9 protein-coding genes and 1 riboswitch are annotated in these 13,980 nt (G+C 71.7%); of the genes, 1 reads left to right on the plus strand and 8 read right to left on the minus strand.

The window, feature by feature from the left end; all coding sequences use genetic code 11:
• Positions 1–75 precede the first annotated feature (75 nt).
• The 7 genes from BM109_RS11215 to BM109_RS11245 form a co-directional block, all read right to left on the minus strand.
• Positions 76–1,146, minus strand: coding sequence for a magnesium chelatase ATPase subunit I (locus tag BM109_RS11215; protein WP_093342847.1), 1,071 nt, complete (start codon positions 1,144–1,146; stop codon positions 76–78).
• Positions 1,143–4,955 carry a cobaltochelatase subunit CobN gene (gene cobN, locus BM109_RS11220; protein ID WP_093342848.1) on the minus strand — a complete coding sequence of 1,271 codons (3,813 nt, stop codon included), beginning with the start codon at positions 4,953–4,955 and terminating at the stop codon, positions 1,143–1,145. The genes BM109_RS11215 and cobN overlap by 4 nt, the downstream gene beginning before the upstream one ends.
• Positions 4,956–4,957: 2 nt before the next feature.
• On the minus strand, positions 4,958–6,019 hold the full coding sequence (gene cobW / locus BM109_RS11225) for a cobalamin biosynthesis protein CobW (protein WP_093342849.1): 1,062 nt from the start codon (positions 6,017–6,019) through the stop codon (positions 4,958–4,960).
• Positions 6,020–6,036: 17 nt separating this feature from the next.
• Positions 6,037–6,714 (minus strand): energy-coupling factor ABC transporter permease, encoded by a 678-nt coding sequence (locus BM109_RS11230; protein WP_093342851.1) that lies wholly within the window; start codon positions 6,712–6,714, stop codon positions 6,037–6,039.
• 70 nt (positions 6,715–6,784) lie between these two features.
• Positions 6,785–8,353, minus strand: a complete 1,569-nt coding sequence (locus tag BM109_RS11235; RefSeq protein WP_093342852.1) for a PepSY domain-containing protein — start codon at positions 8,351–8,353, stop codon at positions 6,785–6,787.
• A gap of 1 nt (position 8,354) precedes the next feature.
• Positions 8,355–10,550, minus strand: a complete 2,196-nt coding sequence (locus BM109_RS11240; protein WP_093342854.1) for a TonB-dependent receptor — start codon at positions 10,548–10,550, stop codon at positions 8,355–8,357.
• A 140-nt stretch (positions 10,551–10,690) separates the two neighbouring features.
• A riboswitch (cobalamin riboswitch) is annotated at positions 10,691–10,971 on the minus strand.
• Between the two features lie 45 nt (positions 10,972–11,016).
• Positions 11,017–11,313, minus strand: a complete 297-nt coding sequence (locus tag BM109_RS11245; protein WP_256222502.1) for a hypothetical protein — start codon at positions 11,311–11,313, stop codon at positions 11,017–11,019.
• A gap of 254 nt (positions 11,314–11,567) precedes the next feature.
• On the opposite strand from BM109_RS11245, the gene BM109_RS11250 reads away from it, so the two are divergent.
• Positions 11,568–11,972: a hypothetical protein gene (locus BM109_RS11250; protein ID WP_093342855.1), complete on the plus strand. Its 405-nt coding sequence runs from the start codon at positions 11,568–11,570 to the stop codon at positions 11,970–11,972.
• Positions 11,973–11,983: 11 nt separating this feature from the next.
• On the opposite strand, the gene ybaL is transcribed toward BM109_RS11250, so the two are convergent.
• Complete coding sequence (ybaL, locus tag BM109_RS11255; protein ID WP_093342856.1) at positions 11,984–13,726, minus strand: cation:proton antiporter domain-containing protein; 1,743 nt, start codon at positions 13,724–13,726, stop codon at positions 11,984–11,986.
• Positions 13,727–13,980 lie beyond the last annotated feature (254 nt).

Raw genomic sequence — 13,980 nt, forward strand, 5'->3', positions numbered from 1 at the left:
CTTCGCGGCCCGGTCCCGATGACGCCTGCCTCCGGTCACCCTGGCGCGCGCCAGCGGGTGCGGTGTTCCGGAGGCTCAGGCTTTTTTTGCGAGCGAGGCGGCCGGGATCAGCGGGCGCAGCGGCTTGACGCGGGCGACGCCGACGGGCTCGGGGGGCAGCGCGCCCCAGTCACCGTCGCCGGTATCGACGCCTTCATCGATAGCGTTTTCACCCTCGGCGGCCGATGGCGGTGGCGCGCTCGGCACCCGCGCGGGCGGCGCCGCCTCGACACCCGGCTTGCGCCGATGCAGCAGCACGGCCTCTGCCACGCGCCGCACATGGTCCTCGCCGATGGCCTCCGCCCCTTCGAGCGCGGCCAGCGCGCGCGCCGCGCGCAGCATCACGAGGTCGGCACGCAGGCCATCGACCTGCGCGGCAATGCACAGCGCGCCCACGGCCTCATGCACCGCATCGCCATACGGCAGCGCGGTGGCATCGGCCAGCGTCGCACGGGCGCGCCGCAGCGACGCGGCGAGCTCGGCCTCGGCCGCCGCATGCCGCGCGCGAAAGCCCTCGGGATCGCTGTCGAAGGCCAGCCGCGCGCGCACCACGGCCTGGCGCTCGGCCCGGTCCTCGAGGTTGCGCAGCTGCACGCAGAGGCCGAAGCGGTCCAGCAGCTGCGGGCGCAGGCTGCCCTCCTCCGGGTTCATGGTGCCCACGAGCACGAAGCGCGCGGCATGGCGGTGCGAGATGCCGTCGCGCTCGACCACGTTGACGCCGCTGGCGGCCGCGTCGAGCAGCGAATCGATCAGCGCATCGGGCAGCAGGTTGATCTCGTCGACATAGAGCACGCCGCCATGGGCGCGCGCGAGCAGCCCCGGCGCGAACTTCAGCGCATGGCCGGCCAGCGCCTGGCCGAGGTCGAGCGTGCCGATCAGGTGCTCGAGGCTGGCGCCCAGCGGCAGGGTGACGAAGGGCGCGCCGGGCAGCAACTCGGCCAGCGCGCGCGCGGCCGTGGTCTTGGCGGTGCCGCGCGGGCCCTCGATCAGCACGCCGCCGAGCGCGGGATCGGCCGCGGCCAGCAGCAACGCCTCGCGCAGCAGCGGCTGGCCGGCGATGGCGGAAAAGGGGAACGACGCCGGCAGCGGCGCAGCCTGTGTGGTCATCGTGTGTGTCCTTCCATCCGCTGCTCGTGCGCGAGCAGCAGGTTCTCGATGCGTTCGCGGTAGTCGCCGGGCGACTGCCAGAGGCCGCGCTGCATGGCCTCGAGCAGGCGGCTCAGCATGTCGTGCAGCGCGCGTGGATTGTGCGTGTCGACGAAATCTCGGTTATCGGCGTCGAGCACGTAGGCGTCGGCCACCATCGCGTACTGGTGGTCGCCGACCACGCGCGCGGTGGCGTCGAAGCCGAACAGGTAGTCGACCGTGGCCGCCATCTCGAAGGCGCCCTTGTAGCCATGGCGGCGCGCGCCCGCGATCCACTTGGGATTGACCACGCGCGCGCGCACCACGCGGCCGATCTCCTCCTTGAGCGTGCGCACGCGCGGCGCCTGCGGATTGCCATGGTCGCCGTGGTACATGGCCGGCTGGCGCCCGCTCAGGTGGCGCACGGCGGCGGCCATGCCGCCCTGGAACTGGTAGTAGTCGTTGGAGTCGAGCAGGTCGTGCTCGCGGCTGTCCTGGTTCTGCAGCACCACGTTCATTTCGCCGAGGCGCCGCACCAGCGCCTCGGTGGCGGGCACGCCCTCGCTGTCCTGCCCGTAGGCATGCGCGCTGCCGCCGACATAGGCGCCGGCGAGGTCGTCGTCGCTCTGCCAGTCGCCGCTGTCGAACAGCGGCTGCAGGCCCGAGCCGTAATGGCCCGGCGCCGAACCGAACACGCGCCAGCCGGCCTGGGTGCGCGCGGCCTCGGCCGGCAGGCCGCCGGCCTCGAGCGCCGCGGCCTCGCGCAGGATGCGCGCGCGGATCGGGTTGCGTTCGGCATCCTCATCCTCCTGCGCGGCCACGGCCTGCACGGCCGCGTCGAACATCTGCACCGCGGCCGGGAAGGCATCGCGGAAGAAGCCCGAGATGCGCAGGGTGACGTCGATGCGCGGACGCCCGAGGCCGACCGTGGGCAGCACCTCGAAGTCGACCACGCGCTGGCTGCCGGCGGCCCACTTCGGCCGCACGCCGATCAGCGCGAAGGCCTGCGCGAGGTCGTCGCCGCCGGTGCGCATGGTGGCCGTGCCCCAGACCGACAGGCCGATGCCCGCGGGATAGTCGCCATGCTCCTGCAGATGCCGCTCGACCAGCTGGGCGGCCGACTTGAGGCCCAGCATCCAGGCGGTGGGGGTGGGAATGGCGCGCGTGTCGACCGCGTAGAAGTTGCGCCCGGTCGGCAGCACGTCGGGCCGGCCGCGCGAGGGCGAGCCGCTGGGCCCGGGCGGCACGAAGCGGCCCCGCAGCGCACGCGACAGCTGCAGCAGCTCCTGCGCGCCGCAGGCATCGAGCGCGGGCGCGAGGCGCTCCGTGATGCGCCCCAGCACGGCGGCGGTGCGCGGCATGCCGGCCGGGCATTCGCCGTGCTCGACAAGCCGCGTGGCCAGCAGCTCGAGCCGCTCGCGCGTGTCGCCCTGGTGGCGCCAGGGGTCGTCGCTCACCGCTTGCAGCAGCGCGGGCCGCGCGCCCTGCCAGGGCATCGCGGGCTCGATGTCGAGCGGATCGAAATGCTCGCCGGGCAGCAGGTCGTGCGACAGCGCGCCGAGCAACCCCGCATCGGCGCCACTGCCGTCGCCCGCCGGATAGCGCGCCAGCGCCAGCAGCGTGTCGCGCCGCAGCCGGCCCTCGGGCGAGGCACCGAACACATGCAGGCCGTCGCGGATCTGGGTTTCCTTGAGCTCGCAGAGGTAGGCGTCGACGCGCGCGAGCACGGCATCGTCCGCCGCGCCCGCCGCGTCGAGCTCGTCGACCAGGTGCTGGGCGCGCACGGCCGCGAGGATCTGCGCGCGCAGCACGCGCGCGCGGCGCGCATCGACCAGCAGCGCGTCGTAGTACTCGTCGACCTGGCGCTCGAGGTCCTGCATCGGGCCGTGGTTCTCGGCGCGCGTGAGCGGCGGCATCAGGTGGTCGACGATCACGGCCTGGGTGCGGCGCTTGGCCTGCGCGCCCTCGCCGGGGTCGTTGACGATGAAGGGATAGACGTTGGGCAGCGGCCCGAGCACCGCGTCGGGCCAGCAGGCCTGCGTCAGCGCGATGCTCTTGCCCGGCAGCCACTCGAGGTTGCCGTGCTTGCCGACATGCACCACCGCGTCGATGCCGAACACGTCGCGCAGCCAGAAGTAGAAGGCCAGGTAGCCGTGCGGCGGCACGGCCTCGGCGTCGTGGTAGCTCGCGTAGTCCTGCGAGCCCGAGAGGTTCAGCGCGCGCGCGGGCTGGATGCCGACGAAGACCTGGCCCAGCCGCAGGCCCGCGATCATGAAGCGGCCCTGGCGCAGCATCGGGTCCTGCTCGGGCGGGCCCCAGCGTTCGTCGATGGCCGCGGCCATGCCTTCGGGCAGCGCGGCCAGGCGCGCGCGGTAGTCGGCCAGCGCGTAGCTCTGCCAGGCGGGCCGCGCGGGCCATTCGCGCGGATCGTTGGCGATGCCCTGCTGCAGGGTCTGCATCAGGCTGTCGCCATCGGCCGGCAGCGCCTTCGGATCGCCGAGCATGTAGCCCTCGGCGCGCAACGTTCCGAGGATCGCGATCACCGAGGCCGGCGTGTCGAGCCCCACGCCGCTGCCGATGCGGCCCTCGCTGCCCGGGTAGTTGGCAAGCACCAGCGCGAGCCGCTTGTCGGCCGCCGGCAGGCTGCGCAGGCGGCACCAGCGGCGCGCGAGCTCGGCCACGAAGGCGACGCGGTCGGGCTCGGCGCGGTAGCCCACCACCTCGGTCTGCGTCAGCTCGCAGCGATGCAGCAGGCCCTTGAAGCTCACGGCGCGCGTCACGATGCGGCCATCCATCTCGGGCAGCGCGACCTGCATCGCGATGTCGCGCGGCCGCAGGCCCTGGCTGTCGGCCAGCCAGTCCTCGCGGTTGCCGCCGCTCACGATCACCTGCAGCACGGGCGCGTCGCCGGCCAGCGCGAGCTCACCGCCCTCGCCGCCGTCATGCCCCAGCGCCGCGAAGGCGGTGGTGTTGAGCACCAGCTGCACCGCATGCGTGGCGCAGAGTTCGCGCAGCGCCGACAGGCACAGCGGGTCCTTGAGCGAATCGAGCGCCAGCGGCAGCGGGTTCAGGCCCTCGGCCTGCAGCGCCTCGGCCAGCGCGTCGAAGGCGGCCGTGTTGCCCGACAGCAGGTGCGAGCGGTAGAACACCAGCGCCACCACCGGCGCGCCGGGCCGCCAGCGCGCGCGCAGGTCGTCGATGCCGGGCACGGCCGAAGTGGCGGGCAGCCCCGGCACGTGCAGCGCCACCTGCGGCAGGCTGCGCGGCGGCAGCGGCTCCTCGCCATGGCGCAGGCCATGGAAGGCCACCGCGCGCAGGAACTGCAGCGCATTGGCCGGGCCGCCCGCGCGCAGGTACTGCCACAGCCGGTGGCAGACGGCGCGCGGCGCGGTGCTGCGCGCGAGCAGGTCCTCGTCCTCCTGCAGGTCGCCCGAGAAGATGGCGAGCTGCTGGCCGTGCCGGCGCGCGAGCTGCTCGAGCTGCTGCAGGCCGTAGGGCCAGGCCGAGGCCGCGCCCAGGTGGTCGACCACCACCACGCGCGCATGCCGCAGCACCTCGTCGGCATAGAGGTCGAACGAGGCCGGCTGGCGCAGGTACATCAGGTTGGCCAGCCGCAGCGAGGGATAGCCGGGATCGCTGGCCGCGAGCGCGCCGCGCGCGGCCGACAGCAGGGCCAGCGTGGTGTCGGCCGAGCTGAGCACCACGATCTCGCCCGGCGTCTGGTCGAGCCGGGTGACGACGCCCGGGTCGTCCTCGACGAAGCGTCCGGGCTGGGTGCTCAGCAGGTGCATCGTCAGGCCGGCAGCGCCGCGCCCTCGAGCACCTCGCGCAGCGCGGCTTCTTCGAGGTCCTCGCCGATGAAGACCAGCTGCGTGCGCGGTGCCTCGCCGTCGCGCCAGCGGCGGTCGAAGTGATGGTCGAAGCGCCGGCCCACGCCCTGCACCAGCAGGCGCATCGGCTTGCCCGGCACGGCGACGAAGCCCTTGACGCGGTAGATGGTGTGGCGCTCGACCAGCGCGGCCAGCGCGGCCAGCAGCCGGTCGCGGTCCATCGCGGGCAGGTCGATCACCAGCGAGTCGAACTCGTCGTGGTCGTGGTCTTCCTCGTGGTCGTGGTGGCTCTCGCGCAGGTGGATGGTGGTCTCCGCCGCGCGGCCCTGACCCAGCAGCAGCGCGAGCGGCAGCTTGCCTTCGGTGGCCGTCACGATCTTGACCTCGGGCGGCAGTTCCTCGCGCACCAGCGCCTCGACGCGCGCGCGCGCGGCTTCGTCGAGCAGGTCGGCCTTGTTGAGCACCACCAGGTCGGCGGCCGAGAGCTGGTCCTCGAACAGCTCGTGCAGCGGCGACTCGTGGTCGAGATTGGGATCGGCGCGCCGCTGCGCGTCGACCGCCATCGGGTTCTCGGCGAACTGGCCCGCCGCGGCGGCCGGGCCGTCGACCACGGTCACGACCGAGTCGACGGTGAAGACGTTGGCGATGTCGGGCCACTGGAAGGCCTGCACCAGCGGCTTGGGCAGCGCCAGGCCCGAGGTCTCGATCAGCACGGCGTCGAGCTGGTCGCGGCGCTCGGCGAGCTGCAGCATCACGGGCAGGAATTCCTCCTGCACGGTGCAGCAGACGCAGCCGTTGGCGAGTTCGTAGAGCGCGCCCTCGCGCTCGTTGCCCTCGTCGTCGCAGCCGATGCCGCAACCGCGCAGGATCTCGCCGTCGATGCCGAGCTCGCCGAACTCGTTGACGATCACCGCGATGCGGCGGCCCTCGGCGTTGCCGAGGATGTGGCGCATCAAGGTGGTCTTGCCGCTGCCGAGGAAGCCCGTGACGATGGTGACGGGGATTTTTGCGTTGCTGGTGGTCATGGAGATTTCTATTTCTTTCAGGCGCCGGTGTAGAGGCGACGTTCGACGAAGGCCGAGCCCTGCAGCCGGCGCCAGGCCTTGGCACCGGCGAGCACGCCGAGGTCGACCAGCGGCTCGACCAGCACCACCGTCATGTAGGCCGCGCCGAAGCTGGCGATCTCGCCGAGGTTCGCGAGCCCGGTGCCGCGGCCGTAGAGCGCCCAGAAGCCGACCCACACCACGATGCCCCCCTGGTAGGCCACCGACAGCTTGAAGGCCTCGCGGTAGCCGATGTCCACATAGGCCAGCTTCTCGGGAATGATGCGGCGCGCGAGCACGGCCGTGGCGAACAGCGGCACCAGCAGGGTCGTGACGTTCATGCCGTACTGCGGCAGGTCCTGCGGCTCGAAGAACAGGCTCTGCACCAGCAGCCCGCCCGCCAGGCCGATGGACGCGGGCGCGAGCCCGAACACCAGCAGCAAGGTGGTGCCGAGGATCAGGTGCACTTCCGACACGCCCACCGGGTGGTGCGGCAGCACCTCGAAGAAGCAGAACACCAGCGCCACGGCGATCGCCGAGCGCAATGCGAGAGCGGCCAGGCCGTCCTTCAGCAGGGTGTCGAACGCCACCTTGCCGGTGTAGGCGAGCGCCGCGGCGCCGGTGGCATAGCTGAGAAAGATCTTGGATCCGTCGACGAGACCGGGTTCGATGTGCATGGGACAGCTCCTGAAAGGCACCGCAGTGCGAAAGTGGATTGGATCATGGACCCGCGATGGCAGGTCCGCGTCATGAACGTTGCGACAGGCGCCGCGCGAGCGTCACGGTGGGAGAACGCGAGCGCGGCCGCAGCCGGCGCCAGCCGATCACCACGCCGCTGGCCGAGGCCACGGCGCCGACGATCGACAGCAGCCACACCACCAGGTCCCAGGCCGGCCGGTACTGGATCAGCCAGGGGAAGTCGAGGCTGTGGGCCGCGTTGAAGAGCCAGCGCCGCAGCCGCGCATTGCGGTCGCTGCTGCCGGCCAGCTGGCCGTTGGCCGGGTCGATGTAGAGCCGGGTGCGCGCGGGGTCGTCGAACGCGAGGCGCCAGACCGGCAGCACGCGCTCGCGGTGGTGGCCGTACCAGTGGAAGTCGTAGTCGGTCTGCAGGACGGCCTCGCTCACCGTGGCGCCGGGCCGCAGCCGGGCGGCCGCGCGCACGATGTCCTCGCGCGCGATCGAAGCGGGCGCGCCGCTCGCGGCATCGACCACGCGCACGCGCGCCTGCGCATCGCGCAGCTGCAGCAGCGGCCGGCCGTCGAACCATTGCAGCAGCGCCTCGCGCGTTGCCGCTGCGCCCTCGCCTGCCGGCAGCGTGGCGGGCGGCCACGGAAAGGTCGATATCTCGCCGCCGGTGTAGCGCGCCATCGCGGCCGCGTCGACCGGGTTGCGCTCGAACCAGCGGTTCGGGTTCATCGAGAGCCAGCCGCTCACGATCCAGGTCAGCACGAAGAAGCCGCCGACCAGGCCCGCGATGTGGTGCCAGGCCATCCAGCCGGTGTAGGGCGTGACGGCGCCGTTGCGGAAGCGCCGGCGCAGCCGGAGACGCAGGATGCCGATCACGATGCCGGTCACGGCCGAGACGATGCAGGCGGCCGAGAGCCACACCACCACGTCGTGCCACAGTGGCGGGTCGGCGCGCAGCGGCGTGAAGTAGATCCAGTGCGGCACCGAGCCGAGCCAATTCCAGAAGCGCTCGGAGCGCGTGGTGTCGCGCACCACCTCGCCGGTGCGCGCCGACACGTAGAGCTCGGTGCCCGCCGCGTCGTTGAGTTCGATGCGGTGCAGCGGGCGCAGCGGGTTGAGGCCCTGCGGCACGGTCCACTGGTCGCGCTCGAGCGTCTCGGCCCAGCGCGCGCCGGGCTGGCCCGAGAAGTCGCGCGCCACCGCCTCGGCCTGCGCGGCGTCGGTGCCGGCCAGCAGCCGGCCGTCGCGCGCCGACACCGCATGGCGGCCGCCACGCGCATCGACGATGCGCCACACCGGCTGCGGCTGCGCGCCGCCCTGCATCTCGAGCGCGACGCGGCGCGGCGGCTGCTGGCGCGCTGCTTCGGGCAGGGCCTCGAGCGCGGCCACGGGCGAGACCCGGGCCTGGCCGACATCGAGCGCGCGCAGGCCCGCGAGCCGCTCGGCCTCGGTGAGCGTGGGATAGCCCACGTACATCATCACCACGCCCGAGACGAACCACATGACGAACAGCAGGCAGCCGCCGATGCCGAGCCAGCGGTGGGTCCAGTAGAGCCAGTGGCGCACGAGCGGCCACGCGCGCTGCCAGGCAGTGCGGTCGGCGCGGGCGCGGCGCGCGGCGTGCGTCATCTCAGAAGTTCACCAGCGCCGACAGCTCGAAGGAGCGCGGACGGCCCAACAGCCACTGGTTGCCGCTGTTCGAGAACGACAGCGGATAGCGGCGGTCGCCGAGGTTGTAGCCGCGCAGCGCGAGCTTGAGCGACTTGTTGGCCTGCCAGCTCACCGAGGCGTCAGCCACGGTGTAGGAACCGATCTTGCGCGAGTTGGCCGCGTCGACCTGGCGCGAACCGACATAGCGCACACCGAACTCGGCCTCCCACTGCGGCAGGAAATGCCAGTGCAGAAACACGTTGGCCGCTTCCTCGGGCACGCCGAACGGCGTGTTGCCGGCGCGCGAGACCAGCCGGCCGCTCACGACCTCGTTGAAGTCGTCGTAGCGCGCGCGCAGCCTGGCCGCATTGGCCTCGAGCCGCAGCGTCGGGGTCAGCGCGAGGTCGAGCGTGGCCTCGATGCCCTCGGACGACTGCTTGCCGACCTGCTGCGAGACGGTGGGATTGTTCTGGTCGCGCGACAACAGCTTCTTCTTCTCGATGCGGTAGGCGGCCACGGTCCAGGCGCCGCGGTTGTCGGCCAGCTGGCGCTTGTAGCCGACCTCGACCTGGTTGCCGGTGCTGAGGTCGAACGGCGCCTGCGTGGTCGAGGTGCTGATCAGCGAGGTCAGCGGATCGGCCGCGTGCGCCAGCTGCGCATAGAAAGACTGCGAGGCATCGGGCGCATACACCGCGCCGATGCGGCCGGTGGCGTACTCGAAGGTCTTGGTGAGGCTGTTGGCCGCGTTGGCCAGGTCGGTGCGCGCCACCTTGGCATGGTCCCAGCGCAGGCTGGTGACCAGCGACCAGCGCTCGTCGAAGGCCAGCTTGTCCTCGGCGAACACGGCGTGGGTGTGGGTGCGGGTCTTGTAGCGCGGCGTGTAGGCCACGGGCGAAGCGTAGTAGCCGGGCAGGAAGACGAAGGGATCGACCACCGAGCGACCGCCGTAGGGCGAGTCGCTCGAGTTCAGGAAGTCGATGCGGTTCACGTCGAAGCCCACCAGCACCTGGTTCTTCATGCCGAACAGTTCGTGCCGGAAGGTGGCGTCGGTGCGGTTGCCGACCTGCTCCTGGTCGTGGCCGATCTCGAGGTAGTCGCCGCGCGTCACGCGGCGCGTGGCGGCATTGAAGGTGTAGGTCTCGCTGTTGCGCCAGTGGCGCTGGCTCGCGAGCCGGTAGAGCTGGTTGTGCACGGTGACGGCATCGCTGGGCGTCCACAGCGCATCGAGGCGGGTCCACTTGTCGTCGTACTTGAGCTCGGCGTCGTCGACGTTGTAGTTCTGGCGCAGGGTCTGGTCGTTCAGGCGCCCGTCGATCAGCGGCACGCCCTGGTAGCGCTGCGGCGACTGGCGGCCCTCGTCGTGCGACAGGGTGAACTGCAGCTCGGGCGAGACGTCCAGCCGCAGCGCACCACCCACGGCCAGGCTCTCGCCCTCGCCGCGCGCCATGAAGCCGTTGGTGGCGCGGTGGCTGATGTCGAAGCGGTACGAAAGCTTGTCGTTGATCGCGCCGCCGCTGCCGAAGGCGGCCTGGCGCGTGGCGTCGGAGCCGTAGCTCAGCAGCGCCTCGTTATGGATCGGTCCGCGCGTGGGCTTCTTGGGCACCACGTTGATCGCGCCGCCGATCGCGCCTTCGCCGTACATGACCGAGGCCGCGCCGCGCAGCACCTCGATGCGGTCGACCGACCAGGTGTCGAACGGGAAGGTGACGGTGCCCGCGCCCGCGAACAGCCGCGTGCCGTCGAACAGCTGCATCACCGAGCCATGGCCCGAGAAGCCGCGCGCGGCCATCGAGGTACTGCCGTTGCCCGGCGCGGGCGAACCCGTGATGCCCGTGGCGCGGGTGGCGGCCTCGATGACGGAGACATCGCCGCGCGCGCGGATGGCCTCGCCGGTCAGCACCTCGATGCTGGCGGGCGTCTCGAGCGGCGTGAGGCCGAGGCGGCTGCCGGTCTGCGTGGGCTCGGCGAGCGACAGCGCGGTCTGGGCGCCGGCCTCGACCTGCACCGGCGGCAGGCTAGTGGCGGCCTGTTGCGCGAAGCCGCTGCCGGCGCCGAAGGCCAGGCCGATGGCGGCGGACATGCCGCCGAGGCGGCGGGCGGCGGGGCGACCCCGGTGGCGGTGCGGGCGGCGGCCGGCCGCGCCCGTGCGATCGCCCGACGGCGATGCGTGATCCATGTGACTTCTCCTCCGACCCGCGTCCCCGCAGGCTCTCTGACCGAACGTGGACGCGGCGGGAAGTCGATCGATGGCCGGGACCGGCGGCGGGAAAAGCAAGCGCTTCGCCGGCCGGCGGCCCGGACACGCACTCCCGCAGCGTCCGAGGCGGTGACGAAGGCCGGTATCCGGGCTCGCGGAGCGCAGCGGCGCGCAGTCGAAACTGCAGCGCCGTTGCGGAAGCCCTCGCCTTCCCACGCCTTGGGGGCGCAGTGGCTGCCGATGCCCTGGGGGCATGGCGTGAGGACTTCCAGATCCGCTGACCGTTGCGGGGGCAGCGCAGGAATGGAGGCGTCCGGACGACGCGTCGCACCTGCTTCCCGTTTAACCCCGTGGCCATGGCATGCATGGCTGGCGGGGCACCTTCGAACCGTGGTGCCGGTGCGGTCTTTGCTTTTAGAAGAAAGACTGCACCGAACGGCGGGGATTATAGGGAGCGGGTGCCGCCGGGAACGTCCGGCGTGCGGGTGTCCTGCGGCCGGCCCGGGCCTTCGGTGCCGAACAGCCGGCGCAGCACGCTGACGCCGGCCACCAGCGCATTGGAATAGCTGGAATGCGGCTCGATGGCCGCCTCGAGCGGCAGGTAGGAATGCACCACGCCCTCGCCCGCGGCATCGTCGACCGCCTCCATCAGCACCCAGTAGAACTCGCCGGGCTCCAGCTCGTGGACGGTCAGCGCGAGGTTGCGGGGCGACGGCGACAGGGTGGCGGGGATGGTGTTCACGCGAAGCTCTGGAAGGTGGGCGTTGGCGAAAGCGGCGCAGCGCCGGAATCGTAGACACGCCCTGTCACAACGCGCGGGCACTTCATCACGTTCACCGCCGGCGAAAACCCTGTGTGCTTCCTGCGGCAGGCGGTGGCCCCGACCGTTCCCAGCTTCCGGGCTTCTCCTACAGGCGGGCGTTGGTGCGCGACCTAAGTTTTGCCCATGGATCAAACACCCGCGGCACGCCGCAAGCCCAGACGACAGGAGGCCCCATGAAGCGATTCACCCTGGATCCCTCGATGCGAGCGACCATCGGCGGCGCGTTCTATCCCACCGGTTACTCGGTGGTGATGTTCGCGAGCGCCGAGGACGCCGAGCGCATCGGCCGCCAGCTCGTCGAGCAGGGCGTGAGCGCGGACGACATCTTCCTGCTGCCGCCCCGGACGGTGCTGGCCGAGATCACGCCCACGGTGGCCGATGCGGACAACCCCCTGCCCTCCGCGGGCACCGAGGGCGCGACGGTGCGCGCCTACACCAAGCTGGCGCGCGAAGGCCACACGGCACTGCTGGTGCGCACCGAGGAACAGGACGATGCCGAACGCATGATGGAGGTGGTGCGCACGGTGCCGTACTCGATCGCCCAGCGCTATCGCATGCTGGTGATCGAGGACCTCTAACTAGCGCACGTTCAGGCCGGCGCGCCCGGCACGGTGGGCGCGCCGTTCGCGCCATGGGGCGCGGGCGGTGCCACGGCGCGGCGCACCACGTCGCGCGCCATCGCCTGGGCCAGCTCGTGCTCGCCGAGGAACACGGTAGCCGAGACCTCGCGCGTGAGCAGATCGGCTTCCGCTTCGTTGTGGCTGCGGATGACGGTCTCGATGCTGGGGTTGAGGGTGCGCGCGGTCTCGATCATCTGCCGCACGTTGAGCGCGGCCGGCGTGGCCACCACCAGCACGCGGGCGCGCGCGATGTGGGCCTGGATCAGCACGGCGGGATCGGCCGCGTCGCCATAGACGGCGGCACCGCCCTCCTCGCGCAGCTTCTCGACCAGCTCGCGGTTCTGCTCGGCCACCACGTAGGGGATGTCGTGCGCCTTGAGCTCGGCCGCGATGCGGCGCCCGACCCGGCCATAGCCGACCAGCACCACCTGGCGCGAGAGGTAGCGCGCCTCGGTGCTCATCGGCAGCTCGGCCAGCGGGTCGTCGCGCGCCTCGAGGCGGCGCGCGAACGAGGAATGGGCATGCAGCCATTTCTGCAGCGGCGCGATCAGGCTGAACCACAGCGGGTTGGTGGCGATGGAGATCAGCGCGCCGGCCAGGATCAGGCTCTGGCCCTCGGCGGGCATCAGCCCGAGCGAGACGCCCAGGCCCACGAGGATGAACGAGAACTCGCCGATCTGCGCCAGGCTGGCGCTGACGGTGAGCGCGGTGGCCAGCGGATAGCGCAGCACCAGCACCAGCGCGGAGGCCGCGAGCGACTTGCCCAGCACGATGACCAGCACCACGGCCAGCACCTGCAGCGGGCGCTCGATCAGCACCGAGGGATCGAACAGCATGCCGACCGAGACGAAGAACAGCACGGCGAAGGCGTCGCGCAGCGGCAGCGATTCCTGGGCTGCGCGGTGGCTGAACTGCGACTCGCGCATCACCATGCCGGCGAAGAAGGCGCCGAGCGCGAAGGAGACGCCGAACAGGGCGGCCGAGGCGAAGGCGATGCTGACGGCGGCGGCCACCACGCACAGGGTGAACAGCTCGCGCGAGCCGGTGCGCGCGACCTGCCAGAGGATCCACGGGAACACGCGGCGCCCGACGATCAGCATCAGGGCGACGAAGCCGCCGACCTGCAGCAGCGTGAGGCCCAGGGTCTGCCACAGCGGGGAGGCGTCGGTGCCGGCGGCGCGGCCGCCGAGGGTTTCGGCGAGCGGGGGCAGCAGCACGAGCACCAGCACCATGGCGAGGTCTTCGACCACCAGCCAGCCGACGGCGACGCGGCCGGTGAAGGAATCGAGGATGCCCAGGCTCTCGAGCGCGCGCAGCAGCACGACGGTGCTCGCGACCGACAGCGCCAGCCCGAACACCAGCGCCGCGCCCAGGTTCCAGCCCCACCACAGCGCGAGCCCGCCACCGAGCAGCGTGGCCACGGTGATCTGCGCCAGCGCGCCGGGCAGCGCGATCTTGCGCACGGCCAGCAGGTCGTCGAGCGAGAAATGCAGCCCCACGCCGAACATCAGCAGCATCACGCCGATCTCGGCCAGCTGCGCGGCGATGCCGGCATCGGCCACGAAACCGGGCGTGAAGGGACCGATGATGACGCCGGCCAGCAGGTAGCCGACCAGCGCCGGCAGGCGAAGGCGTGCGGCGAGAAAGCCGAACACCAGGGCCAGGCCGAGGCCGGCGGCGATCGTGTTGATGAGTGAGACGCTGTGGGGCATCGGCCGATTTTGCAGGAACGTGGGAGGTTCTTTCATTACACGTATGCAAGGCAGTTGCATTTCTTGGGGTATGGCCGTGGGTGCGTGCACAGGACACCGGGTACTCCCCTCCGCGAATGTCCCCCGGCCTTCGGGCTCCTCCTTGATTTCGCTGCGGGGAGTACCCGGTGCCCTGTGCACGGGAAGCGCTGTGCTCCGGTTGTCCGCTTGGGAAGCCGCGGGCATGAAAAAACCCGCCGAAGCGGGTTTGTGTG

It is taken from the genome of Variovorax sp. PDC80 (assembly GCF_900115375.1).
Lineage (GTDB): Bacteria > Pseudomonadota > Gammaproteobacteria > Burkholderiales > Burkholderiaceae_C > Variovorax.